21 protein-coding genes are annotated in these 26946 nt (G+C 73.1%); 11 read left to right on the plus strand and 10 right to left on the minus strand.

Annotated elements, in window-relative coordinates; genetic code table 11:
* Window positions 1-16: 16 nt before the first annotated feature.
* Window positions 17-1567: a GMC family oxidoreductase gene (locus ACFWM2_RS36275; RefSeq protein WP_383289185.1), complete on the plus strand. Its 1551-nt coding sequence runs from the start codon at window positions 17-19 to the stop codon at window positions 1565-1567.
* Window positions 1568-1626: 59 nt separating this feature from the next.
* Here ACFWM2_RS36275 and ACFWM2_RS36280 read toward each other — a convergent pair whose 3' ends face one another.
* From ACFWM2_RS36280 to ACFWM2_RS36295, 4 genes are all read right to left on the minus strand, one after another.
* Window positions 1627-6357 carry a hypothetical protein gene (locus ACFWM2_RS36280; RefSeq protein ID WP_383289188.1) on the minus strand — a complete coding sequence of 1577 codons (4731 nt, stop codon included), beginning with the start codon at window positions 6355-6357 and terminating at the stop codon, window positions 1627-1629.
* Between the two features lie 162 nt (window positions 6358-6519).
* The gene (locus ACFWM2_RS36285) at window positions 6520-7398 is read right to left on the minus strand and encodes a hypothetical protein (protein WP_383289191.1); all 879 of its coding nucleotides are present in this window, start codon (window positions 7396-7398) and stop codon (window positions 6520-6522) included.
* Between the two features lie 235 nt (window positions 7399-7633).
* Window positions 7634-9160: a hypothetical protein gene (locus ACFWM2_RS36290; protein ID WP_383289193.1), complete on the minus strand. Its 1527-nt coding sequence runs from the start codon at window positions 9158-9160 to the stop codon at window positions 7634-7636.
* 211 nt (window positions 9161-9371) lie between these two features.
* Window positions 9372-10076: a GntR family transcriptional regulator gene (locus ACFWM2_RS36295; RefSeq protein ID WP_383289196.1), complete on the minus strand. Its 705-nt coding sequence runs from the start codon at window positions 10074-10076 to the stop codon at window positions 9372-9374.
* 172 nt (window positions 10077-10248) lie between these two features.
* Here ACFWM2_RS36295 and ACFWM2_RS36300 point away from each other — a divergent pair, with 172 nt between their 5' ends.
* Genes ACFWM2_RS36300 through ACFWM2_RS36320 form a run of 5 tightly spaced genes read left to right on the plus strand, consistent with a single transcriptional unit; the run spans window position 10249 to window position 14649 of the window.
* On the plus strand, window positions 10249-11568 hold the full coding sequence (locus ACFWM2_RS36300; RefSeq protein WP_383289199.1) for an MFS transporter: 1320 nt from the start codon (window positions 10249-10251) through the stop codon (window positions 11566-11568).
* On the plus strand, window positions 11565-12389 hold the full coding sequence (locus ACFWM2_RS36305) for a putative hydro-lyase (protein ID WP_383289202.1): 825 nt from the start codon (window positions 11565-11567) through the stop codon (window positions 12387-12389). Before ACFWM2_RS36300 ends, ACFWM2_RS36305 begins: the two co-directional genes overlap by 4 nt.
* Window positions 12390-12407: 18 nt before the next feature.
* Window positions 12408-13166: a LamB/YcsF family protein gene (locus tag ACFWM2_RS36310; protein ID WP_383289205.1), complete on the plus strand. Its 759-nt coding sequence runs from the start codon at window positions 12408-12410 to the stop codon at window positions 13164-13166.
* A complete protein-coding gene (gene pxpB, locus ACFWM2_RS36315; protein ID WP_383289208.1) occupies window positions 13163-13780 on the plus strand; it encodes a 5-oxoprolinase subunit PxpB in 618 nt (205 codons plus the stop codon). The genes ACFWM2_RS36310 and pxpB overlap by 4 nt, the downstream gene beginning before the upstream one ends.
* Window positions 13777-14649 (plus strand): biotin-dependent carboxyltransferase family protein, encoded by an 873-nt coding sequence (locus tag ACFWM2_RS36320; protein WP_383289211.1) that lies wholly within the window; start codon window positions 13777-13779, stop codon window positions 14647-14649. Before pxpB ends, ACFWM2_RS36320 begins: the two co-directional genes overlap by 4 nt.
* 117 nt (window positions 14650-14766) lie before the next feature.
* On the opposite strand, the gene ACFWM2_RS36325 is transcribed toward ACFWM2_RS36320, so the two are convergent.
* The 5 genes from ACFWM2_RS36325 to ACFWM2_RS36345 all read right to left on the minus strand — a co-directional run bounded on the left by ACFWM2_RS36325 (window position 14767) and on the right by ACFWM2_RS36345 (window position 20273).
* Window positions 14767-15645 (minus strand): SGNH/GDSL hydrolase family protein, encoded by an 879-nt coding sequence (locus ACFWM2_RS36325; RefSeq protein ID WP_383289214.1) that lies wholly within the window; start codon window positions 15643-15645, stop codon window positions 14767-14769.
* Window positions 15642-16901, minus strand: coding sequence for a glycosyltransferase (locus ACFWM2_RS36330; RefSeq protein WP_383289217.1), 1260 nt, complete (start codon window positions 16899-16901; stop codon window positions 15642-15644). Before ACFWM2_RS36330 ends, ACFWM2_RS36325 begins: the two co-directional genes overlap by 4 nt.
* Window positions 16898-18022: a glycosyltransferase family 4 protein gene (locus tag ACFWM2_RS36335; RefSeq protein ID WP_383289220.1), complete on the minus strand. Its 1125-nt coding sequence runs from the start codon at window positions 18020-18022 to the stop codon at window positions 16898-16900. Before ACFWM2_RS36335 ends, ACFWM2_RS36330 begins: the two co-directional genes overlap by 4 nt.
* A gap of 139 nt (window positions 18023-18161) precedes the next feature.
* Window positions 18162-19580, minus strand: a complete 1419-nt coding sequence (locus ACFWM2_RS36340) for a HEAT repeat domain-containing protein (protein ID WP_383289223.1) — start codon at window positions 19578-19580, stop codon at window positions 18162-18164.
* A 300-nt stretch (window positions 19581-19880) separates the two neighbouring features.
* Window positions 19881-20273, minus strand: a complete 393-nt coding sequence (locus tag ACFWM2_RS36345; RefSeq protein ID WP_383289226.1) for an ankyrin repeat domain-containing protein — start codon at window positions 20271-20273, stop codon at window positions 19881-19883.
* A gap of 258 nt (window positions 20274-20531) precedes the next feature.
* On the opposite strand from ACFWM2_RS36345, the gene ACFWM2_RS36350 reads away from it, so the two are divergent.
* The gene (locus ACFWM2_RS36350; RefSeq protein ID WP_383289229.1) at window positions 20532-20726 is read left to right on the plus strand and encodes a hypothetical protein; all 195 of its coding nucleotides are present in this window, start codon (window positions 20532-20534) and stop codon (window positions 20724-20726) included.
* Window positions 20727-20764: 38 nt separating this feature from the next.
* A complete protein-coding gene (locus tag ACFWM2_RS36355; protein WP_383289231.1) occupies window positions 20765-22345 on the plus strand; it encodes a hypothetical protein in 1581 nt (526 codons plus the stop codon).
* Between the two features lie 167 nt (window positions 22346-22512).
* Here the strand turns inward: ACFWM2_RS36355 and ACFWM2_RS36360 are convergent, their stop codons facing one another.
* Window positions 22513-24012: a PLP-dependent aminotransferase family protein gene (locus ACFWM2_RS36360; protein WP_383289234.1), complete on the minus strand. Its 1500-nt coding sequence runs from the start codon at window positions 24010-24012 to the stop codon at window positions 22513-22515.
* 98 nt (window positions 24013-24110) lie between these two features.
* Here ACFWM2_RS36360 and ACFWM2_RS36365 point away from each other — a divergent pair, with 98 nt between their 5' ends.
* The 3 genes from ACFWM2_RS36365 to ACFWM2_RS36375 are packed head-to-tail and all read left to right on the plus strand — an operon-like array spanning window position 24111 to window position 26935.
* Window positions 24111-24773: a YitT family protein gene (locus tag ACFWM2_RS36365; protein ID WP_383289237.1), complete on the plus strand. Its 663-nt coding sequence runs from the start codon at window positions 24111-24113 to the stop codon at window positions 24771-24773.
* On the plus strand, window positions 24770-25537 hold the full coding sequence (locus ACFWM2_RS36370) for a glycerophosphodiester phosphodiesterase (RefSeq protein WP_383289240.1): 768 nt from the start codon (window positions 24770-24772) through the stop codon (window positions 25535-25537). The genes ACFWM2_RS36365 and ACFWM2_RS36370 overlap by 4 nt, the downstream gene beginning before the upstream one ends.
* A 42-nt stretch (window positions 25538-25579) precedes the next feature.
* Entirely contained in the window at window positions 25580-26935 is a 1356-nt protein-coding gene (locus ACFWM2_RS36375; RefSeq protein WP_383289243.1) for an MFS transporter, read from the plus strand.
* Window positions 26936-26946: the final 11 nt, after the last annotated feature.

Raw genomic sequence — 26946 nt, forward strand, 5'->3', positions numbered from 1 at the left:
AGGAGGTCAACTCCCCATGAATGTCGATGAGTTCGACTATGTCGTGGTCGGCGGCGGCACTGCGGGCAACGTGGTCGCGGCCCGGCTCTCCGAGGACCCGTCCGTCACGGTGTGCCTGCTGGAGGCGGGGCCGAGCGACGTCGGCGACGACAACGTCCTGAGGCTGGACCGCTGGATGGGTCTGCTGGAGTCCGGGTACGACTGGGACTACCCGGTCGAGCCGCAGGCCAGCGGCAACAGCTTCATGCGGCACGCCCGCGCGCGGGTCCTCGGCGGCTGTTCCTCGCACAACTCCTGTATCGCCTTCTGGGCCCCCGCCGAGGACCTGGACGACTGGGCGGCGGCGGGGTGCACGGGGTGGAGCGCCGCCGAACTCTTCCCGCTCTACCAGCGGCTGGAGTCCAACGACGCTCCCGGCGACCACCACGGCCGCAGCGGTCCGGTGAAGCTGCGCACGGTGAAGGGCGAAGACCCGTGCGGCACGGCCCTGTTGGAGGCCTGCGCCCAGGAGGGCATCCCGACCGTCCCCTTCAACACGGGTACGACCGTGGTCCGGGGCGCCCACTGGTTCCAGATCAACTCCGACGAGAACAACACCCGGCAGTCGTCCTCGGTCGCGTATCTGCACCCGATCCTCGGCAAGCGGCCCAACCTCGACGTGCGCACCGGAGTGCGCGCCAAGAAGCTCGTCCTCGACGGCCGGCGTTGCGTGGGCGCCGAGTATCTGGATCCCGACCTGATCCACACGCGGACGGTGCGCGCCCGCCGCGAGGTGATCGTGTCCTGCGGGTCCATCGACACCCCCAAGCTGCTGATGCTGTCGGGCATCGGACCCGCCGGGCATCTGCGCGAGACGGGCGTCGAGGTGGTGGTGGACTCGGCGGGCGTCGGCGAGAACCTCCAGGACCACCCGGAGGGTGTCATCATGTGGGACGCCAAACAGCCGATGACCACCACGTCCAACCAGTGGTGGGAGGCGGGCATCTTCTACGACACCGAACCGGGCCTGGACCGCCCGGACCTGATGTTCCACTACGGCTCGGTGCCGTTCGACATGAACACCGCGCGCTGGGGCTATCCGACGTCCGAGAACGCGTTCTGCCTCACGCCGAACGTCACCCGCGCCAAGTCACGCGGCACGGTGCGGCTGCGTACCCGCGACTTCCGTGACAAGCCGAAGGTCGACCCCCGCTACTTCACGCACGAGCACGACGCGCGCGTGATGACGTACGGCCTGCGGCTCGCCCGGCGGATCGCCGGGCAGCCCGCGCTGAGCGGCTGGGCGGGCGCGGAGCTGGCGCCCGGCCCCGATGTCCGTACCGACGACGAGCTCCTCGACTACATCCACAAGACCCACAACACCGTCTACCACCCGTCCTGCACCGTGAAGATGGGCGCGGACGACGACGCATCGGCCCCGCTCGACGCGCGGCTGCGGGTCAAGGGGGTCGAGGGCCTGCGGGTCGCGGACGGTTCGGCGATGCCGGATCTCATCTCCGTCAATCCCTGCATCACGACGATGATGATCGGCGAGAAGTGCGCGGACATGCTGAAGGAGGACGGGTAGGTTGCCGTCGTGGGTGACTGCGGGCCGTTCACGGCTGGTCACGCAGTCCCCCACGCCCCTCAAGAGGCGCTTGGTGCGGGCCTCTTGAACATCCTGGTCGCCGTGATCTCGCTGTGCCCGGCCTCCCCGGTGGAATCCTCGCGCGGCAGCCCCGGCCTGAGGTGTTCCTCCACGCTGATGTACTTCAGCCCGGCCCGCAGGTCGGCGTCGTTGCGCAACCGGATGACCAGCGGGAACTCGGCCAGCGCGGTCGTGTCGAACAGGCCCGTCGTGTAGAGGAGCTGGACACCGAGCGCGTCCGAGACGGCCCGCTGGAGTTCCAGCAGATACGTCGCGTTGGCCCGCCCGATGGGGTTGTCGAGGAACAGCGTGCCGGCGTGCCGGTGCTTGTCGCGGCCCCGGTCGTTGCTGCGCAGGGCCGCCATCGTGCAGTACAGCGCGATGGCGGCCGTGAGCAGCTGGCCGCCGGAGAACACGTCGCCCATCTGCCCGACGGGCACACGCTCGGCACGCAGCACGGCGTCCGGCTTGAGGATCTCGACGGCGACGCCCTTCGGCTGGAGCGCCGCGCTGACCCCGCGCAGCAGCAGGGACATGCCGTCGCGGCGCATGTCCGAGTTCTTCTTGACGGCCGCGCGGGTCGCCTCGTCGACGACCTCGCCGAGCCGCTCGGTGAGCGTGGCCTGGTCGGGCTCCTCGAAGCGGATGCGCAGGAACTCCTGCCCCGACCACTCGCCGAGCCCCTCCGGGAGCCGGGACAGCCGCTGCGCGGACCGCAGCGTGGCGAGCGCCGACTCCACGAGCCCGCGCAGCCGGTCCACGATGGAGTCCCTGTTGCGCTCCAGCTGCGCCAACTCGTCCGTCAGGACCCGCAGTCGGGGCGCGAACGCGTCCGCCCACTTCTGCGCGTGCTCCGGCAGCGCGGAGGCGGGCAGCTCGCGGATCTGCTGGCGGGCGGGGGTGCGCACCTGCTCGTAGCGCGTGGAGTTGGCGTGGCGTACGAGGATGTCGCTCGCCTCGCGCACCCCGGCCTCGGCGGCCGACAGATCGGCGGCGCAACCACGCAGCGAACGCCGGGCCTCCGCCGCGGAATGCCGTGCCTCTTCGAGACTGCCGGGGTAGGGCTCCTGCTCCTCCTGCTCGTCGTCGGCGTGCTCGCGCAACAGGTCCCGGAGCAGGGCGGCCGTCTCCTCGAAGCCACCGGCGGCGTCCTCGGCGGCGCGGTGGGCGTCGAGCAGCTCGGTGTGGGCTTCGCGCGCCCGGCCCAACGCGTCGGAGCGGGCGGCGAGTTCGGCGGTGGCGGTGCGCAACAGCGCCTGCGCGTGCTCGGCGTCGCGCGGGATCAGCTCGTCCGGCAGCTCGATGTGCGCCTCACCCTCCTCGGGCGCGTGCCGCTCCGCCTCGCCCCGCAGCCGCCCCAGCTGCTCGCTCGCGGTCGACATCCGCGTCTCCAGGAGCTGGACCAGCTCCTCCGCACGGGAGGCGGCCGCCTGCCGGGAGGGCCCGTCCGAACCGTCGGGTGACTCCAGGAGCTGCGCCGCGCGGGTACGCACCTTGTTGCTGAGCCGGTCCAGCTCGGCCAGCGCCGCACTCTCGTCGCTCTCGGCGTGCGCCTGCTCGGCACGGAGGTCGGCGCCGACGCCGACCTTCTCGTAGAGCTGTGAGGCGGCGCGGTAGGCCTCGCGAAGGGCCGGGAGGGAAGTCTTGGGTGTGTCTCCCGGGGCCCCCGGCGCACCGCCGTGCTCCGCCGGCACGCCCTCGGGCACACCCGCGATCTCGGCGCGCTCGGCGCGCAGCGCACGGGCCGTACGGCGGGCGTCGTCGGCGGCCCGCTGGGCGGCACGGCGGTCCTCGTCCGCGGCCCGGGCGCGCTCCAGGCAGACCTGGGCGCGGGACTCCGACTCCGCCGCCTCGTCGGCGAGTTCACGCACCTTGACCTGCCAGCCTGCGCGCTCGCGCAGCCGGAAGGCGAGGCCCGCGAGGGCGTCGGCGGCCCGCCGGGCCCGCTGAGCTGCCTCCTGCCGCTCGTCCCGCACCAGCGCCGCCTCGGCCGCCGCCTCGTCGGCCTCGGCGCGGACGGTACGCGCCTCGGCGAGCTCGGCCTCGGCCTCCTCGGCGAACGCCCGCGCCTCCCGGGCGGCGGTGGCGAGCTCGACGAGCCGCCCCGCCGGGCATCCGGTGCGCCAGGACGCCAGCCGCGCGGCCAGCTCGCGGTCCTTGCCGAGCCGGGCGGCGAGCGTGCGGATCTCCTCGTCACGCCGGCCCGCCCGGGCCCGCAGCGCCTGCCGCTCCTCGTCCGCCGCGTGCTCGTCGTGCATGGCCGGGTTCGGCGGTACGAGGAAGACGTCGCCGTCTCCCGCGTCCGGGGCCGGGGTCGGGGCGAGCAGCGCGGCGGCCGTCCCCACGGCGACGGCGGAGCGCGGCAGCAGCGCGGCCTCGCTGAGCGCCTGGCGGGCCCGGGCATGGGTGTCCGGGTCGGTGATGATCACACCGTCGACCAGCTCCGGCCGCGCGGCGAGCACGCGGGCGTGGTCGACGGGGTCGACGGCCTGCGCGAGGTAGCGCCAGCCGGGCAGGGCGGGGATGCCGTGCTCGCCGAGGAACTCGACGGTGGCCAGGACGTCCGGGCCGGCCGGCAGCAGTCCCCCGTCGCCGAGCGCACCGAGGATCCGGGCGTCGTCGGCCGCGGCCGTCCGCAGCTCGAAGAGCTGGCGCTCGGCGGAGGTGACACCGTCGTCGAGCAGCTCGCGCAGTTCGTCGGCGTACTGGTCCAACTGCTCCGGGGTCAGGGCGGATTCGCCCGTGAGAGGGGCGCCGCCGTCGGCCGAGGCGTCGCGTCCCCGGCCGGCCGCGCTCCGTGCGGTGGCTCCCGTGGACCCGCTCTGCGCCGGGCCGTCCGCCGCCGCCCTGGGCACCGGCACGCCGGTACGCCCGCTGCCGGCGGCGCCCGGCAGACTCAGCAGTTCCGCCAGCCGTTCCTCCCCCGCCAGCGACTCCGCGGTGCGCCGCTCCCCGTCGTACGAGCGCTCGGTCGCCGTGGCCGCGTCCGCCGCGCGCGCGGCCGTGAGCTCCGCCCGGGACTCCGCCGAGGCCGCCTCCCGTGCGTGGTCCGAGGCGCGCCGTGACGCGTCCCGCGCGGTGTCCCATGCCGCGACGGCCGACTTCTCGGCATCGCTGGCGGCGAGCGCGGCGCGCGCCGGGTCGGCGTCGGGCGCGGTGTCGTCCAGCCAGCCGGCGCGCACCGCCTCGGCGGTCTCCTGCTCGACCTCGGCCAGCCGCTGGCGCAGATGCCCGACCTCACTGCGGGCGCGCTGCGCCTCGGTGGCCGCCGCCGTCGCGTCGCGGTGCGCGGTCTCGCCGATGTCCTGGAGCCCGGCGGACCGCTCCTCCTCCTCGTTGGCGAGCGCCTCGGCCCCTTCGGCGGCGCCGTGCAGCGCGCGTACGAGATCGACGGCGGCCTCGGCACGGGCGGCGAGTGCGGGCGCCGCATCCCGCTCGGCCTCGCGGATCGCCACGGCCACGCGCGCGGAGCGGTCGGCGGCGGCGCGGTGCCGCAGCACGAGCTCGGCCGCCTGCCAGGCGGAGTGCAGCGTGCGCGCGTCGGCGAGCTCCCGTTTCTGGGCGGCCGCGGACTTCTCGGCGCCGGCGAGCGCCAGCGAGGCGTGCCGGTAGGCGAGTTCGGCCGCGATCAGGGCGCTGGTGGAACGGGCGCCGTCCGCTTCGGTGACCGTGTGGGCGGCGGCCGTGACCCGCTGGGCGAGGTCGGCGACGCGGCTGCGCTCCCCGACCGACCGTGCGGACAGGCGCCGGGCCAGCGTGCGCGTACGCCGCTCGGCGCCGGCGTGGACGTCACGCGCGCGGGCCCGCGTCTCGGCCGCGTCGACGATCCGCCCGAGCAGATCCACGGACCCGGCCGTGAAGTCCCGCTCGGCGATGAGCTCGGCGCGCCGCCCCAGCTTGTTGCCGAAGCCGCCGACCAGGTCGGCGAGCCCGTCGGTGTCCCGGGTGTCGGTGACCGCGCGCAGCAGCAGGTCGGTGAAGTCGGAGTCCTTCTTGACCGCGAAGAGGCCGGCGGCCTCACCCTCGTCGGCGTTCATCTCCCGCTGGTAGCGGAAGAGTTCGGGGTCGAGGCCCAGGTCGCCGAGATGCTCGATCCAGCGGTCGTGGATCTCCTCCCAGTGCACTTCGAGGTGCGGATACGCCTTGCCGGCCTCGGTGATCGCGTCCCGGAAGCCCTTCATGGTGCGCCGCCGCCCCTGGGCACCGGACGCGCCCTCGGCGGACGGCCGTACGGCCGTGGCCTCGGCGACCGGCAGATTGTCCAGGCTCAGCCCGGGTCCCGGCCGGAACGAGTACCAGGCCTCGGCGAACTTCCGCGGGTCGTTGGAGACCTGGCGTCCCCGCCACTCGCTCACCTTGCCGACCACCACGCACTCACCGGTCAGCGTGTGCTGCCACTCCAGGGCGACATGCCCGCAGTCGTCGGCGAGCAGGAACTTGCGCAGCACGCCGGAGCTGGCGCCGCCGAGGGTGTTGCGGTGGCCCGGCAGCATCACCGAGAAGATCAGCTTGAGCAGCACCGACTTGCCGCCGCCGTTCTCCAGGAAGAGCACGCCGGCGGGGGCGGGCCTGCGCGGCGGCCCGACGGGCTCCTCCGCGAAGAACTCCGCCTGGGCGGGCGCGGGGTCGGGCACGGGCGCGCCGACTCCCCGGAGGTCCAGGACGGTGTCGGCGTAGCGCGCACCGGCAGGCCCGATGGAGTAGAGGCGGACCCGGGACAGCTCGTACATGGCGGCGGACTCTCGTCGTAAGTCTTCGGAAGGGAGCGGAGGTTCAGGCGTCGGAGGTCTTCGGGGGCGGAGCGGCGTTCTGGAGTGTGAGGTCAGTGGTGCGGAGGCCGAGGGAGGCGTACGGAGGTTCGGGGTGGGTGGCCTTCGGGCATCCGTGGCCGGTCACGAGTGGAAGGGCAGTCCCGCGTCGGCGGCCAGCTCCAGATCGTCGGTCTCCTCGGCGGGCAGCAGCGTCGCGGTGCCGTCGGTCACCGGCACGATACCCAGCTCGAGCAGCTCGGCCAGGGCAGCGCTGCCCGCCATGTCACGGACCTGGAGCTGATAGCGGGCCGTGGTGCGGTACGTCCCTCCGGACTCGTCCCCCGTGCGCTGCAGGAAACCGGAGTCCGTGAGGAACACGACGGCCTTGCCGACGATGCCGGTGGTCGAACCGGCCAGTCTGCGCGCGTCCTTGGTCGCCCCCGTGGAGGTGCGTCTCGCCCAGATGTGCCAGGCGGCCTCCAGACCGGGTGCGTCCGTCGCCGGGTCGGTGTTCTCGCCCTGCTCGTCGGCCCGCTCCTCCAGTCGGCGGCAGGCCTGGCGTACGAACGCGTCGACGCCGTTGACGCTCACGCGTCCGATGTATCCGTCGTCGGCGAGGTCCTCGGGGCGGGGGAACGCCATGGCAGCGACCGCGAGGTGCGCGAGGCCGTGCAGGAACCGGTCCCCGGAGTCGGCCGACGCGCGCCGCGCGTAGTCGCCCATGCGGACGGCGAACACGGAGTCCTCGGCAGCGGTCACGGCCATCCCCGCGCGCGGGGACACCTCCAGGACGACCAGGCCGAGCCCGGCGGCCACGGCGTCGGCCAGCCGCGCGAACGGTGGGTCCTCGCGGTAGCGGCGCAGCAGCTCCGCGTACTCCTGGTCGCGGGAGGGCTGCAGTTTGGGCTGCAGCCCGAAGGCGACGAGCCGCGCCGCGTCGGCGGCGTCGCCCGGGGTGACGGGAGCGATCGCCGGCGCGGCGGCGGTCTCCGGCTCACTCCATTCGACGTGCTCGCTCACGGCTGGGACTCCTTGATCTGATGTACGGGGGTCAGAGCGACGGGGTGCGAGGGGCGAGGGGCTGCGCCACCAGCGGCGTACGGCCGGCGGCGAAAGGCCGACGCACGGTTGCCGGGCGATCCCGGTGAAGCGTGCGCGCGGCTTCCCGCCGACCGGGGCGAAGCCTTTACGCCGCCTTCCGCCGACCCCGGTGAACCCGCCGACCCCGCCGACCCCGGCCATCCCGATACTGCGTTCACGCCGCCTCCGTCCTGGCGGCAGCCATTCCCGCCGCGTCCAGCAGAGCCATCCCCACGACGAGATCCGCCCCGCCGAACTCGGGATCGTCCAGCTCGGTCCCGTCGTCGACGGCGAAGAGCAGCTTCTGCTCCCCCTGCCGGTAGGCGGTGCCCACCGGCGGGCTCGCCGCGTGGACGGCCAACAGGGCGACCAGGTAAGGCAGTTCGGGATCCCGCCGGCGGGCCTCCGCAAGCAGCCCGGACAGCCTGCGCGGCGCGTCGGCGGGCAGGTCGAGCAACTCCATCGCGCTCGCCAGCTGCTCCTCGCTGAACCGGCTGTCGTCGGGGGTGGCGATGAGATCGGGCTCGGGCATCTCCGCACCGAGGTGTTCCCGCTCCATGGGCGGCGTCAGCAGTATGTCCACGAGGTCCGCGACCCGCACCGAGACCGGCGTGCGCAGCCCGGTCCCGCTCGCGAAGAAGGCGTCCGTCACCCGTAGCGCCTGCTCCACGGGCAGCGGCAGCACGGGGGCCACGAGGTGCCCGTAGAGGTCTATCCCCGACGTCGTCATGGGGGTGGCGAACGCCTGCCGGTCCTGCTCGGCGCGGAACAGCGGGCCCGCCTCCAGCAGCCGGGACTGCAGCTGCGTGTGCCGGCGGATGCAGTCCTTGACGATGTCGACCAGTTCGGCCGCGCGCCGCTTCTGTTCGGGGTCCTCGGACTCGTCGCGGGCCTTGCGGATGTTGGTGAGGATCGCGTTCTCGTGGCGGTACCGGTCGGCGACGTGGTCGAGGGCCTCGGCGATCATGTCGGGCACGGTCTGGAGCCAGTCGACGGCGCGCACGTTGCGCCGGGTCGCGTCGAGTGCCCTGCGGAGCGTCTCCGAGAACTGCACGGTCCGGTACCGGGCCTGCTCGGCGGCCAGCTGGGCGTCGGCGAGACGGCCACGGCTGATCAGCACCTCCAGCTTGACCTCGGCGGCGATCTGCGCGCTGGTGACGTCCGTGTCGAGGGCGCCGACCAGGACGTTGACGGCCTCGTCCGTCGTACGGAGATAGACGCTTCCTCCGTATCCGGGGACCTCCTCGATCAGCTTGAAGTCGTAGTCCCTGCGGACGTAGGAGCCGTCCGGTGCGAACGTGCCGTACACGGCGCGGAAGCCGCGGTCGACGCTGCCGACGTTGATCAGGTTCTCCAGGACCCAGCGGGCCACGCGCTCGTGCTCTGCGACGGGGCGCTGCGGGGCCTGGGCGGCGATGCGCGGGATGAGCCGGGCCACTATCTGGTCGTGGTCGGCGCCGGTGTCGAAGTCCATGTTCAGCGTGACGAGGTCGATGGCCGCGAGGGCCACTTCCGCCATGCCGTACACCGAGTACTCACCGGCGAGGTTGGCCTTGCGTGCGTCGAGGTCGTGCAGCGGCGCCGTGCAGGCGAGCGCGCGCAGCCGCCGCGCCAGACCCTCGTCGGCGGCCGGGCCCGGGGCGGGGCGCGGCCCCGCGCTGAGCTGGGGCGGAACACGGTCCGTCGATGCAGGCGAAGTCACGGTGCACAGACTAGGTCCTCGGTCTGACAACGGTCGAAACGACGCAGAAGCGACCCGTGACCGGGGCCTCCCACGAAGCGAGCCCGACGGCTCGGCCGAGGCCGCCCGCCGAGACACCCCGACGCCTCAGCCCAGGCCCACCCGCCAAGACACCCCGCCGACTCCACGGAAGCCCCACTGCGAGCGCCTCCCGCGAGGCACCCCCAACACCTCAGCCGGCCCCGCCCGAACCGTCGCCCACGCGCCGCCCGTACACCTCCACCAACCCCTGGAGCGAGTCGTCGAGATAGCCCGCGAGGAGCTTCTCCGCCTCGTCCCGCTCGCCGGCCTGGAGGGTCTGGAGGATCTGCCGGTTGCGTGCGAGATACGGCTCGTGCAGCCGGCGCGGATCGTCCACCACGTGGAAGGCGAGGCGCAGTTCGGCGAAGACGCTGCGCATCAGCTCGTCGGTGCGGGCGCTCCCGGCGAGCGCCACCAGCTCCCGGTGGAAGTGGATGTTCGCCGTGGAGACACCTTTCCAGTCACTCTCGCGTGCCGCCCGCTGTCCGTCCGCGACGGCCTTCGCGAGGCCGTCCACGGCGTACGGCGGTGCGCCGAGACCCCGTACGACGGCGCACTCGACCAGTGCGCGGGTGCGGTAGATGTCCGCCACGTCCTCGACGGTGAGGACCCGGACGAAGACGCCCCGGTTGAGCTCGTGCACGAGCAGCCGCTCGTGGGTGAGCAGCCGGAACGCCTCGCGCAGCGTGTTGCGCGAGACGCCGAGCGCGCCGCCGATGCTGTCCTCGGAGAGCCGTGTCCCGGGTGGGAAGTACCCCTCGGCGATACGGCTTCTGAGGATGTCCGAGACGCGCTCGGCGGTGCTGGTGCGACCCAGCAGGGCCCGGTCGTCGGCCAGTCCGGTCAGCTCTGCCATGCCCGGAATTCAATCGCAGATACAAGGACGAAACAACACGGGTATTGAAGGATCGTTCAACGATCCTCTACCTTAGCGGGCAGGCGCCGACCGCACCGCTCCGGTGTCCACCGCTTCCGCACGGCACGGCTCAGTCCCTCAAGCACCCTCCGTCCCTCACTGCGAGGTGCCCATGAGCACGACCCCTCCTCCAACGGCCCCGGCCACCGACGCGCCCTCCGGCCCGGACGAACACGCCGCCGATGACGGCCCGTTGGGCTGGCTGCACGCACTCGGCCCGCGGGGCCGCCGCGCCTTCGCCGGCGCGTTCGGCGGCTATGCGCTGGACTCGTACGACTACTTCACGCTGCCGCTGAGCATGGTCGCGCTCGCGGCCTACTTCGGCCTGGACAGCAGTCAGACCGGTCTGTTCACCACGGTCACGCTCGTCGTCTCGGCGGTCGGCGGCGCCGTCGCCGGGGTGATCGCGGACCGCGTCGGCCGCGTCAAGGCACTGATGATCACCGTGATCACGTACGCCGTCTTCACCGTGGCCTGCGGCTTCGCGCCCAACTACGAGACCCTGCTGGTGTTCCGGGCCCTCCAGGGGCTCGGCTTCGGCGGCGAGTGGGCGGTCGGCGCGATCCTGGTCGCCGAGTACGCGAGCCCCAGGCACCGGGGCCGGACGCTCGGCGCGATCCAGAGCTCCTGGGCCGTGGGCTGGGCGCTGGCCGTGATCGTCTACACACTGGTCTTCCAGTTCCTCGGCGACGACCTCGCGTGGCGCGTGATGTTCTGGACCGGCGCGCTGCCGGCGCTGCTCGTCATCTGGGTGCGCCGCCGGGTGCAGGACGCCCCCGAGGCGGCCGCCGAGCGACAGAAGAACCCCCAGAATGGGACGTTCGCCACGATCTTCAAGCCCGGGACCGCCGACGCCCCCGGCCTGCTGCGCACCACGATCTTCGCGGGCCTGCTCTCCACCGGCGTGCAGGGCGGCTACTACACGCTGGCCACCTGGGTGCCCACCTACCTGAAGACGGAACGCGGTCTCTCCGTGGTCGGCACCGGCGGCTACCTCACGTTCCTGATCTCCGGGGCCTTCCTCGGCTATCTCACCGGCGGCTACCTCACCGACAAACTGGGCCGCAAGCGCAACATCCTGCTCTTCGCCGTCCTGTCCGCGGCCGGCATCCTCACGTACGCGAACATCCCCAGCGGCGCCAACACCCTTCTCCTGGTGCTGGGTTTCCCGCTCGGCTTCTGCATGTCGGCGATCTTCAGCGGCTTCGGCTCGTTCCTCAGCGAGCTGTACCCGACGGCGGTCCGCGGGACGGGACAGGGCTTCACGTACAACACCGGCCGTGCCGTGGGCGCCGTCTTCCCCACTCTGGTGGGCTTCCTGGCCGACAGCTGGGGCGTGGGAGGCGCGCTCGTCTTCGGGGCGATCGGCTACGCCCTGGCGGCGCTGGCGCTCCTCGGACTGCCCGAGACCCGTGGGAAGGAGCTCCAGTGAACCGCGTCACCCAGGACCGCGCCGTGAGCCTGCTCGACGGCCACGCGCACGCGTGGAGCCCCAAAAAGGCCCGGGCCCAGTTCCGTTCCGGCGTGTCGGGACCGACCGCCGGAGTCGCCTCCGGCCACACCCAGGCGAACCTGATCTCGGTCCCCGCCGACTGGGCCTACGACATGCTGCTGTTCTGCCAACGCAATCCGAAGCCCTGCCCGGTCCTCGACGTCACCGACGCCGGCTCCTGGACCACTCCGCTCGCCCCGGGCGCCGACCTGCGCACGGATCTGCCCCGCTACCGGGTGTGGGAGCACGGCGAGTTGGTGGCCGAGCCGACGGACGTGGTCGGTCACTGGCGCACGGACCTGGTCTCGTTCCTCATCGGGTGCAGTTTCACCTTCGAGTGGGCGCTGACGGAGGCGGGCGTGCCGATGCGCCACCTGGAACAGGGACGCAACGTCTCCATGTACGTGACCGGCCGGCGGTGCCGGCCGGCGGGGCGTCTGCACGGGCCCGTGGTGGTGTCGATGCGACCGGTCCCGCCGCAGCATCTGGCAGCCGCGATCAGGGAGACCAGCCTGCTGCCCGCGGTGCACGGCAGCCCGCTGCACTGCGGGGACCCGGCGGCCCTCGGCATCGAGGACCTGTCCCGCCCGGACTTCGGCGATCCGGTGGCCGCCGAACCGGACGACATCCCGGTGTTCTGGGCCTGCGGGGTGACCCCCCAGGCCGCGGTCATGGCGTCGCGCCCACCCTTCGCCATCACCCACGCACCGGGACAGATGTTCGTCACCGACGCCCGCGACGAGCAGTACCGCGTGGCCTGACCGGAAGAACGGAATCCGATGACTCCGATCGATCTCAACGCCGACCTCGGCGAGGGCTTCGGCCGCTGGCGGCTGACCGACGACGAACAGCTGCTGTCGGTCGTCACCAGCGCCAACGTGGCCTGCGGATTCCACGCCGGGGACGCGGTCACCATGCGGCGGGTGTGCGAGCTTGCAGCCGAGCGCGGGGTGCGGATCGGCGCCCAGGTGTCCTACCGGGACCTGGCGGGGTTCGGACGGCGCGCGATGGACGTGCCGTCCGAGGAGCTGGCGGCCGAAGTGGCCTACCAGATCGGCGCCTTGGAGATCTTCGCGCGCGCGGCCGGCTCGCGCGTGTCCTACGTGAAGCCGCACGGGGCGCTCTACAACCGTGTGGTGCACGACGAGGAGCAGGCGAGGGCGGTGATCGACGGCGTACTCCTCGCGGGCGCCGCGCTCCCCGTGCTCGGCCTGCCGTCCTCCCGCCTCCTGGAACTGGCCGGGAAGGCCGGTCTGCCGGCCGTGACCGAGGCGTTCGCCGACCGCGCCTACACCGCGGCGGGCACCCTGGTCCCCCGTATCCAGGAAGGCTCCGTCATCACGGACGGGGACGCGGTGGTCGAGCGGTCGCTGGGCCTGGCCCGCGCCGGCACGGTCGTGGCCCGCTCCGGGGAACGCGTCTCCGTCCGGGCACGCTCCCTGTGCCTGCACGGGGACACACCGGGCGCCGTGGACCTGGCCCGCCGGGTCCGGGACCGGCTGGAGTCGTCGGGCGTCCGCGTGGAGGCCTTCGTATGAAAGCCCTGCCGGTCGGCGAGCACGCCCTGCTCGTCGAGGTCGCGTCGGGCGACGCCGCCCAGGCCCTGCACGCCGAACTGCTGCGTCGCCGCGCGGACGGAGCGCTCCGGGTGGGCGAGATCGTTCCCGCGGCACGCACGGTCCTCCTCGACGGCGTTTCGGATCCGGATCGTCTGGCGGAGCGGATCACCCGGTGGAAGATCCCGCCGCTGTCCGCCCGCGCGGACGAGGCGATCGAGATCGAGGTGCGGTACGACGGCCCCGACCTGGCCGAGGTCGCGGCGCTGTGGGGTGTCCCCCCGGACGAGGTGGCGCGGATCCACGCGGCGACCGAGTTCCGCGTCGCCTTCTGCGGGTTCGCGCCCGGCTTCGGCTATCTCACGGGGCTCCCCTCCCGGTACGACGTCCCACGCCGTGCGACCCCGCGGACGGCGGTTCCGGCGGGTTCGGTGGCTCTGGCGGGCCAGTACACCGGCGTGTATCCCCGTTCGTCGCCCGGCGGTTGGCAGTTGATCGGCACCACGGACGCGGTCCTGTGGGACCCCGCGCGTGTGCCGGCCGCACTGCTGGCGCCGGGCACCCGCGTCCGCTTCGTACCGGTGAGGCACTCATGACGGACCGGGCCCTCGTCGTCGTACGCGCCGGCGCCCTGACCACCGTCCAGGACCGCGGCCGCCCCGGTCACGCCCACGTCGGGGTGGGGCACTCCGGGGCGCTCGACGCGCCTTCCGCCGCGCTGGTCAACCGGCTCGTGGGCAATCCACCCGGCGCGGCCGTCCTGGAGACCACGCTCAACGGCTGTGCCGTGCGGCCGCGTTCGGCGGTCGTCGTGGCGGCTGGCGGTGCGCCCTGTGCCGTCACACTGGACGGTCGCCCGGCCCCCTGGGGCGCACCCGTCCAGGTCCCCGCCGGCGCACTCCTGGACCTCGGCCCGGCACGCGCGGGTGTACGGAGCTATCTGGCCGTCTCCGGCGGCGTGGCCGTGGACCCGGTCCTCGGCAGCCGCTCCACGGACCTCTTGTCGGGTCTGGGGCCGCCTCCCCTCACGGACGGCATGGTGCTCCCCCTGGGGCCGACGCACGGTGTCCACGCGCGCGTGGACGTCGCCCCGCAGCCGGCGCCGCCCACCGAACTGGTGCTGCGGGTGACGCTCGGCCCGCGCGACGACTGGTTCACCCCCGCGGCTCTGCGCACCCTCACGACCCGGGAGTTCCGGGTGTCCTCCGCGAGCAACCGCATCGGGCTGCGCACGGAGGGGCCCGCCCTGGAGCGGGCCGTCGGCGGTGAACTCCCCAGCGAGGGCATGGTCCTGGGCGCGGTCCAGGTGCCGCCGGACGGCAGACCGGTGGTCTTCCTCGCGGACCACCCGACCACCGGCGGGTACCCGGTGATCGCGGTCGTCCGGCCGTCCGACCTGCCCGCCGCCGCCCAGGCCGTCCCGGGCACACCAGTGCGCTTCGTAGCCGTACGGCGCCGCGGCTGACCGTCCGGCCGCATACGTCGCTCACGGCCACCTCGACCCTCCGCAACACAAACGCTGCCCCTCACCAGTCGGACGGCGCGCCGAACCGCAGTCGCCCAACCCACCACCACCGGCCCCTCACGCCGCGTCCGGCTGTTCCACCGCCGACAGGGAGGCCAGCGCGGACGCCACGGCGTGCGCGGCGCGCAGGTCGAGCCGGGCGCTGGTGCCGCGCGCCCGGTGGTGCACCTCGTCCGCGGCCAGCGTGAGCAGTTGCGGGAGCAGATCGGTGCAGCGCCGGGCGACCCACCCGGTGCCCGCCGTGGCCAGCCACCAGAGGCCGGCCGAGCGCGTGGGCGCGGGGAACTCGGGCTCGGCGGAAGGCGCGGGCCCGTTCGCGAGACCCGCCTCCGTGAGGACGGCGTGGAAGCGGACGGCGAGCTGCCGGTGCCCCCGCTCCCCCGGATGCAGCCGGTCCGCGCTCCACATCGCACGGTCCGTGAGCCACTCGCCTTCCGAGGCGTGCAGATGAACTGCCCCATGACGCTCGGACAGCGCGTGGACGACGGCGTTGACCGCCCGCTGCCGCCGCGCCAGCGGCCGGGCCAGGGCGCCCGGCAGCCCCAGCGTCGCCCCGGGATCGGGCAGACACGCGGTGATCAGCACCGCGTCCTGCGCCCGGAACGCCGAGTAGACCGTGTCGAGCCGCTCGGCCACGGCGTGGATGTCGAAGGTGCACCGCAGGGTGTCGTTGACGCCGATGACGACGGAGACGATGTCCGGCCGGAGCGCCAGCCCGGCCGGCGTCTGCCGTTCCAGTACGTCCCGCGTCTGTGCACCGCTGGCCGCGAGGTTGGTGAACTCCACTGCCGCATCCACTGCCGCATCCACCGGCGCATCCACCGGAGCGAGCCCCCCGGCGAGCAGCGCGGCCCACCCACGCCACCCCTCGCCCACGGGGTCGCCCACGCCCTGGGTCAACGAGTCCCCGAGGGCCACGAACCGGAGGGCTCTCATCCGACTCCCTCCGGCATGCCGCTGCCCGCCACCGTGCCGTGCCCTCGCGACGTTGCCGCCGTCGGCAGGACCGCGCCTCGCGACGGGCCGGGCACCCGGACCACCGCGTCGTGCGCGGCCAGGAAGCCCTCGACGGCGGTCGGCCAGCCGAAACACTCCGCACGCGCGCGTGCGGAGCGCCTCCGCTCGCCCTCGGGACGCCCGAGGAGCAGCAGTACGGCCGCCGCGAAGGCCTCCCCGTGATCGGCGGCCGTGGCCCCGGCCGAGCCGACGACCTCCGTCAGCGCGGACGAGGCACTGGCCACCACGGGCGTACCGCAGGCCATCGCCTCCAGCGCCGCGAGTCCGAAGGTCTCCGCGGGCCCGGGTGCCAGACAGACGTCGGCGGAGGCCTGCAGCGCGCCCAGGAGAGCGCGGTCGGCGACATGCCCGAGGAAGGTCACGGGCAACCCCCGCTCCCGGGCCCGCAGTTCGAGCCGGTGGCGCAACGGCCCGTCCCCGGCCACCACGAGCACCGCACGCTGTCCGCTCCGCAGCAGCGCCTCCAGGGCGTCGAGCGCCGTACCGGGCCGCTTCTCGACGGACAGCCGTGAGCACATCACGAGCAGCACCTCCCCCACGCGCGCGTGCCGGGCCCGCACCCCCGGATCCCGCAGCACGGGATGCCGCTCCACCAGATCGACACCCAGCGGAGCCCGTACGACGTTGCGGGCGCCGATCCGGACGAACTCCCGCTCGGCGAACTCCGTGGTGCACACGACCCGCGAGTAGGTGTGCGCCGTACGGCGGTTGAGGGCGTCGGCGGCCCGCCGGGACAGCCGCTCGGAGAGCCCCCAGGTACGCAGGACCCCGTCGGCCGTCTCGTGGGACACCATGACGGCGGGCACCCGGGCCCGCCGCGCCCACGCCCCGGTCCAGCGCAGGGTGGTCCGGTCGGAGACCTCCAGGCGGTCGGGCGCGAGCGACTCCAGGAGCCGGGCCACCCGCCGTTTGTCCGTCAGGACGCGATAGCCGCCGCTCCCGGGCAGCAGCGGCCCGGGCAGGGTGATCACCCGCCCCTGCTCGGTGTCCCGGTCGGTGGGGCGCTCGCCGGGGACGATCAGCACGGGTTCGTGGCCCGCCGCCCGGTATCCGGCGCCCAGCTCCCGCAGGGCGGTCCGCAGACCACCCGAGGCGGGTGCGACGAAGTTGGCCAGCCGCACGATCCGGAGGCCGCTACGCCCGGCCGCGGCACCGTCGTCCGTCCGCGCGCTCATGCCGCCACCGCCGTCCGCGCGGAGAGCACATCGGAGTAGTGCCCGATGAGCTGGTCACCGACGGCAGCCCAGGTGCGGCCCTCCACGGTGGCCCGTGCGGCGGTCCCGTAGGCGGCCCGCAGCGCGGGGTCGGCCGCGAGGGACCACACCGCGTCCCGTACGGCGTCGCCGTCACGCGGCGGGACGAGCAGCCCGGTCCGTCCGTGGGCCACCAGGTCGAGCGGGCCACCCGCGGCCGGCGCGACGACGGGCACCCCGCTCGCCATGGCCTCCTGCACGGTCTGGCAGAAGGTCTCGAAGGGGCCTGTGTGCGCGAAGACGTCCAGCGAGGCGAAGATCCGGGCGAGTTCGTCACCGGTACGACGTCCGAGGAAGAGGGCGCCGGGCAGCGCCTCGGTGAGCGTGAGCCGACTCGGGCCGTCGCCGACGACGACCACGCGCACGCCCTCCAGGCCGCAGACGCCGGCCAGCAGTTCCACCTGCTTCTCGGGAGCGAGCCGGCCGACGTATCCGACGATCAGCTCACCGTTCGGTGCCAGCTGCCGGCGCAGCGCCTCGCTGCGGCGGTCGGGGCGGAAGCGGACGGTGTCGACGCCACGCGGCCACAGCCGTACCCGGGGCACGCCGTGTGCCTCCAGATCGTGCAGGGCCGCGCTGGAGGGGGCGAGTGTCCGGTCGGCGGCGGCGTGGACGGAGCGGATGCGCCGCCAGGCCGTGGCCTCGCCGGCGCCCATGTACGTACGGGCGTATCCGGCGAGGTCCGTCTGGTAGACGGCCACGGCGGGGACGCCGAGCCGGGAGGCGGCGGCCATGCCGCGGACGCCGAGAACGAAGGGGCTGGCCAGGTGCACGATGTCGGCGCGGTGTTCGGTGATCGCCGCGGCGACGCGTCGGCTGGGGAGGGCGACGCGGACCTGGGGGTAGCCGGGGAGCGGGAGGGAGGGGACTCGGACGACCGGGCACGGCGTGAGGGCGTCCGGCCCGTGCCCGGCAGCGGTGGCCGGGGCGACGACGACGGGGGCGTGACCGCGCTCGGCGAGATGCCGGGCGGTCTGGAGCGCGCAGTGGGCCACGCCGTTCACGTCAGGGGGAAAGGATTCGGTCACGATGACGACTCGCATACCGGTGTTGTCGCCGTGCCGGACGTGGACGCGTCAACGTGGATCTTTCCGGACGAGGAACGTCCCATGAGCGTTGCGCTGCACGCCTGTCCAGGTCAGCCCGCGTCCACGCCCGGCCGCCCCATGGGTCATCCGGTGTTCATACGGCGGGCATGTCGGGCCCGATCCGGCTGCGGACGGCCGTCTGGACCTCCGCCTCCTCGGCCGGATCCGACGCGAGCCTGCGCAGCTGGTCGACGACCCGGGCGTCACCGGTCTCCGCGTGCCGCGCGGCGACCTCGCGGGTGGTCTCCTCGCAATCCCACAGGCATTCGACGGCGAAGCCTGCGGCGAACGAGGGGTCGGTGGCGGCCAGGGCGCGGGCGGCCCGCCCGCGCAGATGGGACGACGCGGTCTCGCGGTACACATGGCGCAGCACGGGTGCGGCACAGGCGATGCCGAGCCGTCCGGTGCCGTCGACGAGGGTCCACAGCGTCGGCGCGTCGGGCCCCTCGCCGCGTACCGCTTCCCGCAGGGCGCCCAGGACCAGTTCGCTGTCCTTCGCGGCGCCCCGGCAGGCGAGCATCCGCCCGGCAGCGGCCCCCAGGGGATCGGGACGGTGGGCCCAGCTGCGGGCTCGGTCGACGGCGGCGACGCTGCGCATCCGTTCGAAGGCGTCCACGGCGGCTTCCACGACGAGCGCCGTACCGGTGGCGACGGCACTCTCGAGCAGATCGAGCGCGTTCGGATCATTGCTGTCCGCGAGATAGCGCAGGGCGGTGCAGCGAGCGCCGTCGCCCCCATTGAGGGCGGCCGCGACGATCTCGGGCCGGTCCTCGGGGCCGGCGACGGCGGACAGGCAGCGGGCGGCGGGCACATGGAGTGCGGCACCGCGCTCGATGCCCTCTTGCGCCCAGTCGAAGACGGCCTGCACGCTCCACCCGGGACGGGGCCCGGACGGCCGCATCTGCCGCTGCCAGCGGTCGAAGCAGCCCTGTTCCTGGGCGGCACGCACGCGTGCGCCGATGCTGGGCCGCGGGTCCTCCGCCCACAGCCGCCAGGGCCTGGGTTCGAAGGCGTCGCGCACGGTGGCGGCGAGTTCCGCCTCGCCCACGGCGTCGGCGGGGAAGCGGGCGAGCACCGGTGCGGCGAGGGCGCGCAGTTCCGCGTCGTCGTCCCGCAGGGCCAGCTCGTCCAGCGCCCAGGCCCAGTTGGTGCCCGAGGCGGCGTACCTGCGCAGCAGCTCGAGCGCGTCCTGCCTGCCGTACGAGGCGAGGTGCCCGAGGACCGCGAGCGCGAGCCCGGTGCGTGAGTCGCAGGTGTCGAGGACGTCCTCGGTATCGAAGAGGTGCCGCTCGATCTCGTCGAGGCCACCGCTCAGGTCGACGTAGAGACGGGCGTAGTAAAGGGAGCGGTTCTCCACCTGCCAGTCGTGGCGGGGGTCTCGCAGCACGCAGTGGTTCAACGCCGCGAGCGCTTCGGCGCGCGGTGCGGTGAGCGCGTGCAGCGTGCCGTCGCCACGGCCCCGCTGGAGCAGGCCGAGCAGCGTACCGCTGGGCGCTATGACCGGATCGAACATGGGAAACAGCCTCACATCAGGCGTCGACGCAACCGGGATCCTGCATTACCTGGCCGCGTGACAACACGTCGGAGCGCCCGCCGTTTCATGCTTGCTGTAGACCATGTTCCTCTGCCTCTCGTCGGTGGCCCATGCGGGCCGCATCACGGCCCGCGCGGTGCGGCAACAGCTGCCCAGCCATCACGTCCGTGAATCACGACGTCATGATGACTCAGCGGTTCTCGCTGCCGCGACCGCATTTCCGGCGGCCCCGTTCCGCCTCCCCCATTTTGTGCGTTTCGCCTGGTCAGAGCGTTCGGCTCAGTGTGCGCCGAACAGTTCGAGCAGTTCTGTCTTACCGAACATCCGGGCCGTGTCGACCGCCGAGGGCGTTCCCGCGGCCGGGTCGGCACCACCGTCCAGGAGTACCCGGATGACGGCTTCCTCCCCCTTGAAGACGGCTCCGGCGAGGGGCGTCTGCCCCCGGTCGTTGATCAGGTCCGCCTCCGCACCCCGCTCCAGCAGTGCGCGCACCGCGTCGGCGTGGCCGTGGTAGGCGGCGAGCATCACGAGCGAGTCGCCGCGGTCGTTGGTGAGGCCGGCCGGAACGCCTGCGTCCACATACGCCACGAGCGCCTCGGTCTCACCGCGGCGCGCCAGATCGAAGATCTTCGTCGCCAGCTCCACGACCTCCGGGTCGGGGGCTTCGCTCATCGGCCGGACCACCTCTCACTGCAACCGTACGGGTGAATCGTCAGCGTACTGGCTCTCGCGGCACATGACCGGCACCACCCAAGGCAAAGATCACCCCAGACCCTGTCGGACGCAACAGCCCCGCTCAGCCACCCGGAACGGCTCCGCCATCCGGAGGAAATCTCCCGGATTTCACCCGGTTGCACCTTTTATCGTATGGATACATCCTGTGAGCCTGGAAGAACTCATGGTGACTGTCCCCCCAACCAGGAGCCAAAAATGATCTTGTCAATCTCGGGCGTCGTCCTGCTCGGCATCATCGTCTTCCTCTTCTTCAAGAAGGACGGGCTGAAGGCATCGCACGCCATGGTGGCCGCGCTCTTCGGCTTCTACCTCGCCAGCACGGCCATCGCGCCGAGCATCAAGGCGGGCGGGGAGAGCCTGGCGGGCCTCCTCGGCGGGATCAAGTTCTGACGCCCCTTCCCCTACGCACGCACCTCCAGGAGACAGCAGTGGCCCGGCGCCCCCTTCCCCGCATTCTGAGCAACGGCAGCGCGCAGATCGCCCGGAGCCGGGAGCTGGCCCGGACGGCGGCCGACAGCGCCACCGATGTCCTCCACCCGCTGATCACGATCACGCGTGGACTGCGCCGGCTGGCCGGGGCCGGTCGGCGCAAGTGGGGCGACACCCCCAAGGACCGGCGCGGGCCGCTGCTGTTCCTGGTCGCCTCGGTGGTCCTGGTCGTGGCCCTGGTGCCGTACGGCCCGCTGCTCGCCGTCATCATCCTGATGGCGGCGGCAGCCTGGCACGGCCGCGACCGGCGCCCGGCGGAGCCCGCGGGCCCTGACGAGTCGCAGACCAAGCGTCTGCAGTCGCTGTACGAGGCCCTGGTCCCCTACTTCTCGACCGCCGAGGACCCGGCACCGCTCTATGCCCACGGCGGTGAATGGGACAAGGCGTTCCCGACGTACGAGTTCGACGACACCGGTCGTGTCTCCCGCCTGGTCATCCACTATCCGGCGTATTTCACGGACGGGGAGGCGGACTCCCGCGCCCGCATCGAGCAGCTGCTGCACGCCAAGTCGGGCCGCGGCCGCGAGTACCACTTCGCCTGGGACGAGGAGGCCAACGAGCTCGCGGTCTCGGTGCTGCCCCCGCTCCCCACGGACATCGCGGCCCAGCGTTTCGTCACGGCCCCCGGCGAGACGGTCCTCGGTTTCACCGACCCGACCGACGTCCAGCGCACGCTCCCGCTCACCCATGGCGAGGAGCAGCGGGACGTCCCCCCGGTCGTCTGGCGCACCGGCACCCGTTCCACGGAGCCGCATCTGCTGGTCGCGGGCGAGCCCGGCAGCGGCACCACGACGCTCCTGCGCTCGATCGCCCTGCAGGCACTCCAGTACGGCGACGTCCTGATCGTCGAGGGCGGCGGCACCGGCGAGTACGCGTGCCTGACCGGCCGCGACGGAGTGCTGGCCATCGAGTGCGGCCTGACCGGAACCCTCGCCAGCCTGGAATGGGCGGCCCACGAGACGGAACGCCGGCTCATCGCCGCGAACCGCGCGCGGCAGGCCGGCGACCCCGCGCCGGACGACATCAAGCGCCCGCTGTGGATCCTGCTGGACCGCCCGAGCGCACTCGGCCTGCTGGCCGGCGCCGACGGCCGCCAGGACCCCCAGTCACTGCTCCAGGCCCCGCTCCGGCACGGCCGCGCGGCGAACGTCACGGTCGTCGTGGCCGATCACTTCGACTGCCTGGACACCCTCTCCGACGCGGTACGACAGCACACCCGCGCGCGCGTGGTCCTCGGCCCGGCGTCCTCGTCGCAACTGGCCGCGGTCCTGGGCGTACCCCCGCACACCACGCCCACCCCCGACGTACCGCCGGGCCGCGGCTACGCCCGACTCGGCTCGGGCCCCGTCCACCGTCTCCAGGTCCCGGCCACCCCGGACCCCTACGACGACGCGACGACCGAGAACCACCGCCGCGCGGTCCTGGACCTTCTCCCCACCCGCACCACCCCCGCGGACGCGGACCCGACCCAGCTCACCGCGAACCCCGTCCCCGCCGAGGCGGCAGTGGCGGAGGGCTGAGCACCAGGCACACCCACACCCACACCCACACCCAGGGCCTGTCCGGCGGATCAGGCGGTAGGCCGCGGGGTGCGGCACGCCCATCTGCGTTGTCGTCGGTCGCCATGGCTCAGCCCAGATTCCGGGCACCGTGCGGACGGAATCGCGAGAACCCCCGGACAGGCGCCCTAGGCCACGAACGTGCGAGGCGCCTCGTTCCCCCCGCTGGCACCGGTCTCCACCAGCCGCGCCGCCGCCGCCAGCCGCACCGCCGCCTCCTCGGCCACCGCGCCCCCCACGGTGAACGGCAGCCGCACGTACCCCTCGAAGGCGCCGTCCACGCCGAAGCGCGGTCCGGAGGGCACCCGGACGCCGACCCGCTCGCCGACCTCTGCGATCCGCGAGCCCGACAGGCCTCCGGTGCGCACCCAGAGCGTGAGACCGCCGCGGGGCACCGCGAACTCCCAGCTCGGCAGTTCCCGGCGCACGGCGGCGACCAGGGCGTCCCGGTTCTCCCGGGCCTGTTCGCGCCGGACCTCGACGGCCTGTTCCCAGCCGCCGGTGCTGAGCAGCCAGTTCACGGCCAGCTGTTCCACGACGGGGGTGCCCAGATCGGCGTACGCGCGCGCGGCGACCAGGCTGCGGATGATGTCGGGCGCGGCGCGCACCCAGCCGATGCGCATGCCCGCCCAGAACGCCTTGCTCGCCGATCCGACGGTGATGACCGTGGACCCGGCGGGATCGAAACCGCAGACCGGCCGCGGCATCTCCACGTCCTCGTCCAGATGGAGTTCGCTCATGGTCTCGTCGACGACGAGCACGGTCCCCGCGGAACGGGCGGCGTCCACGAGCCGGCGGCGCTGGTCCTCGTCGGCGAGGGCGCCGGTCGGATTGTGGAAGTCGGCGACGACATAGGCCAGCCGGGGCGCCGCGTCCCGGAGGACCTGGCGCCACCGGTCCATGTCCCAGCCCGCGAGCCCCTCGGCCATGGCGACCGGCACCAGCCGGGCCCCGGCCTCGCGCATCAGCTGAAGGATGTTGGCGTACGAGGGCGACTCCACGGCGATCCGCTCACCGCGTCCGGCGAACAGATGGCAGATCGCGTCGATGGCCCCCATCGCTCCGGTGGTCACCATGATCTGCTCGGGCATGGTCGGAATCCCACGGGCCGTGTACCGCTCGGCGAGCATCGAGCGCAGCGCGGGCAGCCCGGCCGGATAGTCGCCGTGCGTGTGCGCGTACGGCGGCAACTCCTCCAGGGCGCCCTGCACAGCGCGGGTGAGCCAGGGCTCGGGGGCGGGCAGTGCGGCCGTACCGAGGTCGATCACGGAACCCAGCGCCTCGGGCGGCAGCGGCTCGAGGCCGCGCGCGGGCAGCGGGTTGCCGGCCGGCACGGAGGTCCAGCTGCCCGCGCCCCTGCGGGACTCCAGGAACCCCTCGGTGCGCAGCGCCTCGTACGCGGCGGCGACCGTGGTGCGGCTGACGGACAGGGAGAGGGCCAGCTCCCGCTCGGCGGGCAGCCGGGCCGCGACCGGCACCCGGCCTTCGAGCACCAGCAACCGGACGCCGTCGGCGAGCGCACGGTAGGCGGGCGGGCGGCGGGTGCCGGGGCCGGCGGGGCGCTCCTGCTGGGAGTTGAGCAGCCGGGCGAGCTGCGCCGCGCCCACCGCCGAAGTCCACTGCGCCATGGATACCAGTCCACCTTCCCCGAATTGGCCATGGATGACGTTTCTTCTCAAGCCACAGAGTGTCATGGGTCAGGCCACTACCACCACAGGGGGACCCGTTGTCCACACGCTCCGCGTCCGGGCGGACCACGCGCCGGCTCATCCAGCTCTACGCCGGCCTCGCGCTGTACGGCGCGAGCTCCGCCCTGCTGGTGGAGTCCGGCCTCGGCCTGGAGCCGTGGAACGTGCTGCACCAGGGTCTGGCGAAACTGACGGGTCTGACCATCGGAGTGGTGTCGATCGTCGTCGGCGCCGCGGTGCTGCTCCTGTGGATCCCGCTGCGCCAGCGCCCCGGCCTCGGCACGGTCTCCAATGTCTTCGTGGTCGGCATCGCGATGGACGGCACGCTGGCCCTGGTGCCCGACGCGCACACCCTCGCCGTACGGATCCCGCTCCTCGTCGTGGGCATCCTGCTCAACGGCGTGGCGACGGGCCTCTACATCTCGGCCCGCTTCGGCCCGGGACCGCGCGACGGCCTGATGACGGGCCTGCACCGGCGGACCGGACGCTCGATCCGGCTGATGCGCACCGCGGTCGAACTGGCCGTCGTGGCCACCGGCTTCGCCCTCGGGGGAACCATCGGCATCGGCACCGTCCTGTACGCCCTGGCCATCGGCCCGCTGGCCCAGCTCTTCCTGCGGTTGTTCGCCGTCCCGCCGGCACCGGGCGGCAGCACCGTCGTTGCCGCAGGTCAACCGGAGCGCGCGATACTGCCCCGGTGAGCACGCGCATACGTCACCCGTACCTCGACCAACCCGGCCCGATCGCCTTCGCGCACCGGGGCGGGGCCGCCGACGGGCTGGAGAACACGCTGACCCAGTTCCGCCGCGCGGTGGACGCGGGCTACCGCTACATCGAGACGGATGTGCACGCGACGGCCGACGGGCGGCTGGTCGCCTTCCACGACGCCACCCTCGACCGGGTGACGGACGGGGCGGGCCGGATAGCGGACCTCCCCTGGGACGACGTGCGCCACGCGCGCGTGGCGGGCAGCGAGCCGGTCCCCCTCTTCGAGGAGCTCCTCGAAGTCCTCCCCGAGGTGCGCTGGAACGTCGACGTCAAGGCGGAACCGGCGCTCCGTCCCCTGCTCGACCTCATCGACCGCACCGCCGCCTGGGACCGCGTCTGCGTCGGCTCGTTCTCGGAAGCACGCGTAGCCCGCGCCCAGCGCCTGGCCGGACCGCGCCTGGCCACCTCCTACGGCACCCGCGGCGTCCTGGGACTGCGGCTTCGCTCCTACGGTCTGCCGGCCGCGCTGCGCCGCTCGGCGGTCGCCGCGCAGGTGCCCGAGTCCCAGTCGGGCATCACGGTGGTCGACCACGGCTTCGTACGCACCGCGCACGCGCTCGGACTCCAGGTGCACGTGTGGACCGTCAACGAACCCGATCGCATGCACCGGCTCCTGGACCTGGGAGTGGATGGCATCATGACCGATCACATCGACACGCTGCGCAAGGTCCTGGAGGACCGGGGCACCTGGTTCTGAGCCCCCGCCTGCGGTCCGTTCACGGGGAAGCGAGGGGCACGGGTGGGCACCGACACCGTGCGGGCACAGGCAGCCGAAGAGGCCGCCGAACGACGGCGCGAACAGCGTGGCTGGTACTTCTACGACTGGGCGTGCTCCGTCTACTCGACGAGCGTGCTGACCGTGTTCCTCGGCCCCTATCTGACCTCGGTCGCCAAGTCCGCCGCGGACGCGGACGGTTTCGTCCATCCCCTGGGGATCCCGCTCCGGGCCGGTTCCTTCTTCGCGTACTCGGTCTCGGCGTCCGTGATCCTGTCTATCTTCGTGATGCCCCTGGCGGGTGCGGCCGCCGATCGCACGGGCCGCAAGAAGCCGCTTCTGGCGACGGCCGCCTATCTGGGCGCGGCGGCCACCACGGGCATGTTCTTCCTGGACGGCGACCGCTATCTGCTGGGCGGACTGCTGCTGATCGTCGCCAACGCCTCGGTGGCCGTCTCGATGGTCCTCTACAACTCCTACCTGCCGCAGATCGCCCCTCCCGAGGAGCGCGACGCCGTCTCGTCCCGCGGCTGGGCGTTCGGCTATGCGGCGGGTTCACTGGTCCTGGTCGGGAACCTGATCCTGTTCACGGCCCACGACAGCTTCGGCGTCTCCGAGTCGACCGCCGTACGCATCTGTCTGGCCGCGGCCGGCATCTGGTGGGGCGCCTTCACGCTCGTACCGCTCAAGACCCTGCGGGACCGCCGCAGGACGCCCTCCCGGCCGTCGGGAGCGTCGGTGCACGGCTGGCGACAGCTGGCGTACACCGTGCGGGACATGCGCGGCAAGCCGCTCACCCTCGCCTTCCTGCTGGCGTACCTCGTCTACAACGACGGCATCCAGACGGTGATCTCCCAGGCCTCGGTGTACGGCTCCGAGGAGCTCGGCCTGAGCCAGTCCACCCTGATCGTCGCCGTTCTGCTGGTCCAGCTGCTCGCGGTGGCGGGCGCCCTGGGCATGGGCCGGCTGGCGCGCACGTACGGCGCGAAGCGCACGATCCTCGGCTCACTGCTGGCCTGGACGGTGACCCTCGGGGCCGGGTACTTCCTGCCCGCGGGTGCGCCCTTCTGGTTCTTCGTGCTGGCCGCCGGCATCGGTCTCGTCCTCGGCGGCAGCCAGGCCCTGTCCCGGTCCCTGTTCTCGCATCTGGTGCCGGGCGGGAAGGAGGCCGAGTACTTCTCGGCGTACGAGATGAGCGACCGCGGGATGAGCTGGCTGGGCCCTCTGCTGTTCGGCCTCACGTACCAGCTGACGGGAAGTTATCGGGACGCGATCATCTCGCTCGTCGCCTTCTTCGTCATCGGATTCGTGCTGCTCGCGCGGGTTCCGGTGCGGCAGGCGATTCGCGACGCGGGCAATCCCGTACCCGACAGGATTTAGCATGCGAGGCC

This window comes from Streptomyces sp. NPDC058371, assembly GCF_042723265.1.
Lineage (GTDB): Bacteria > Actinomycetota > Actinomycetes > Streptomycetales > Streptomycetaceae > Streptomyces.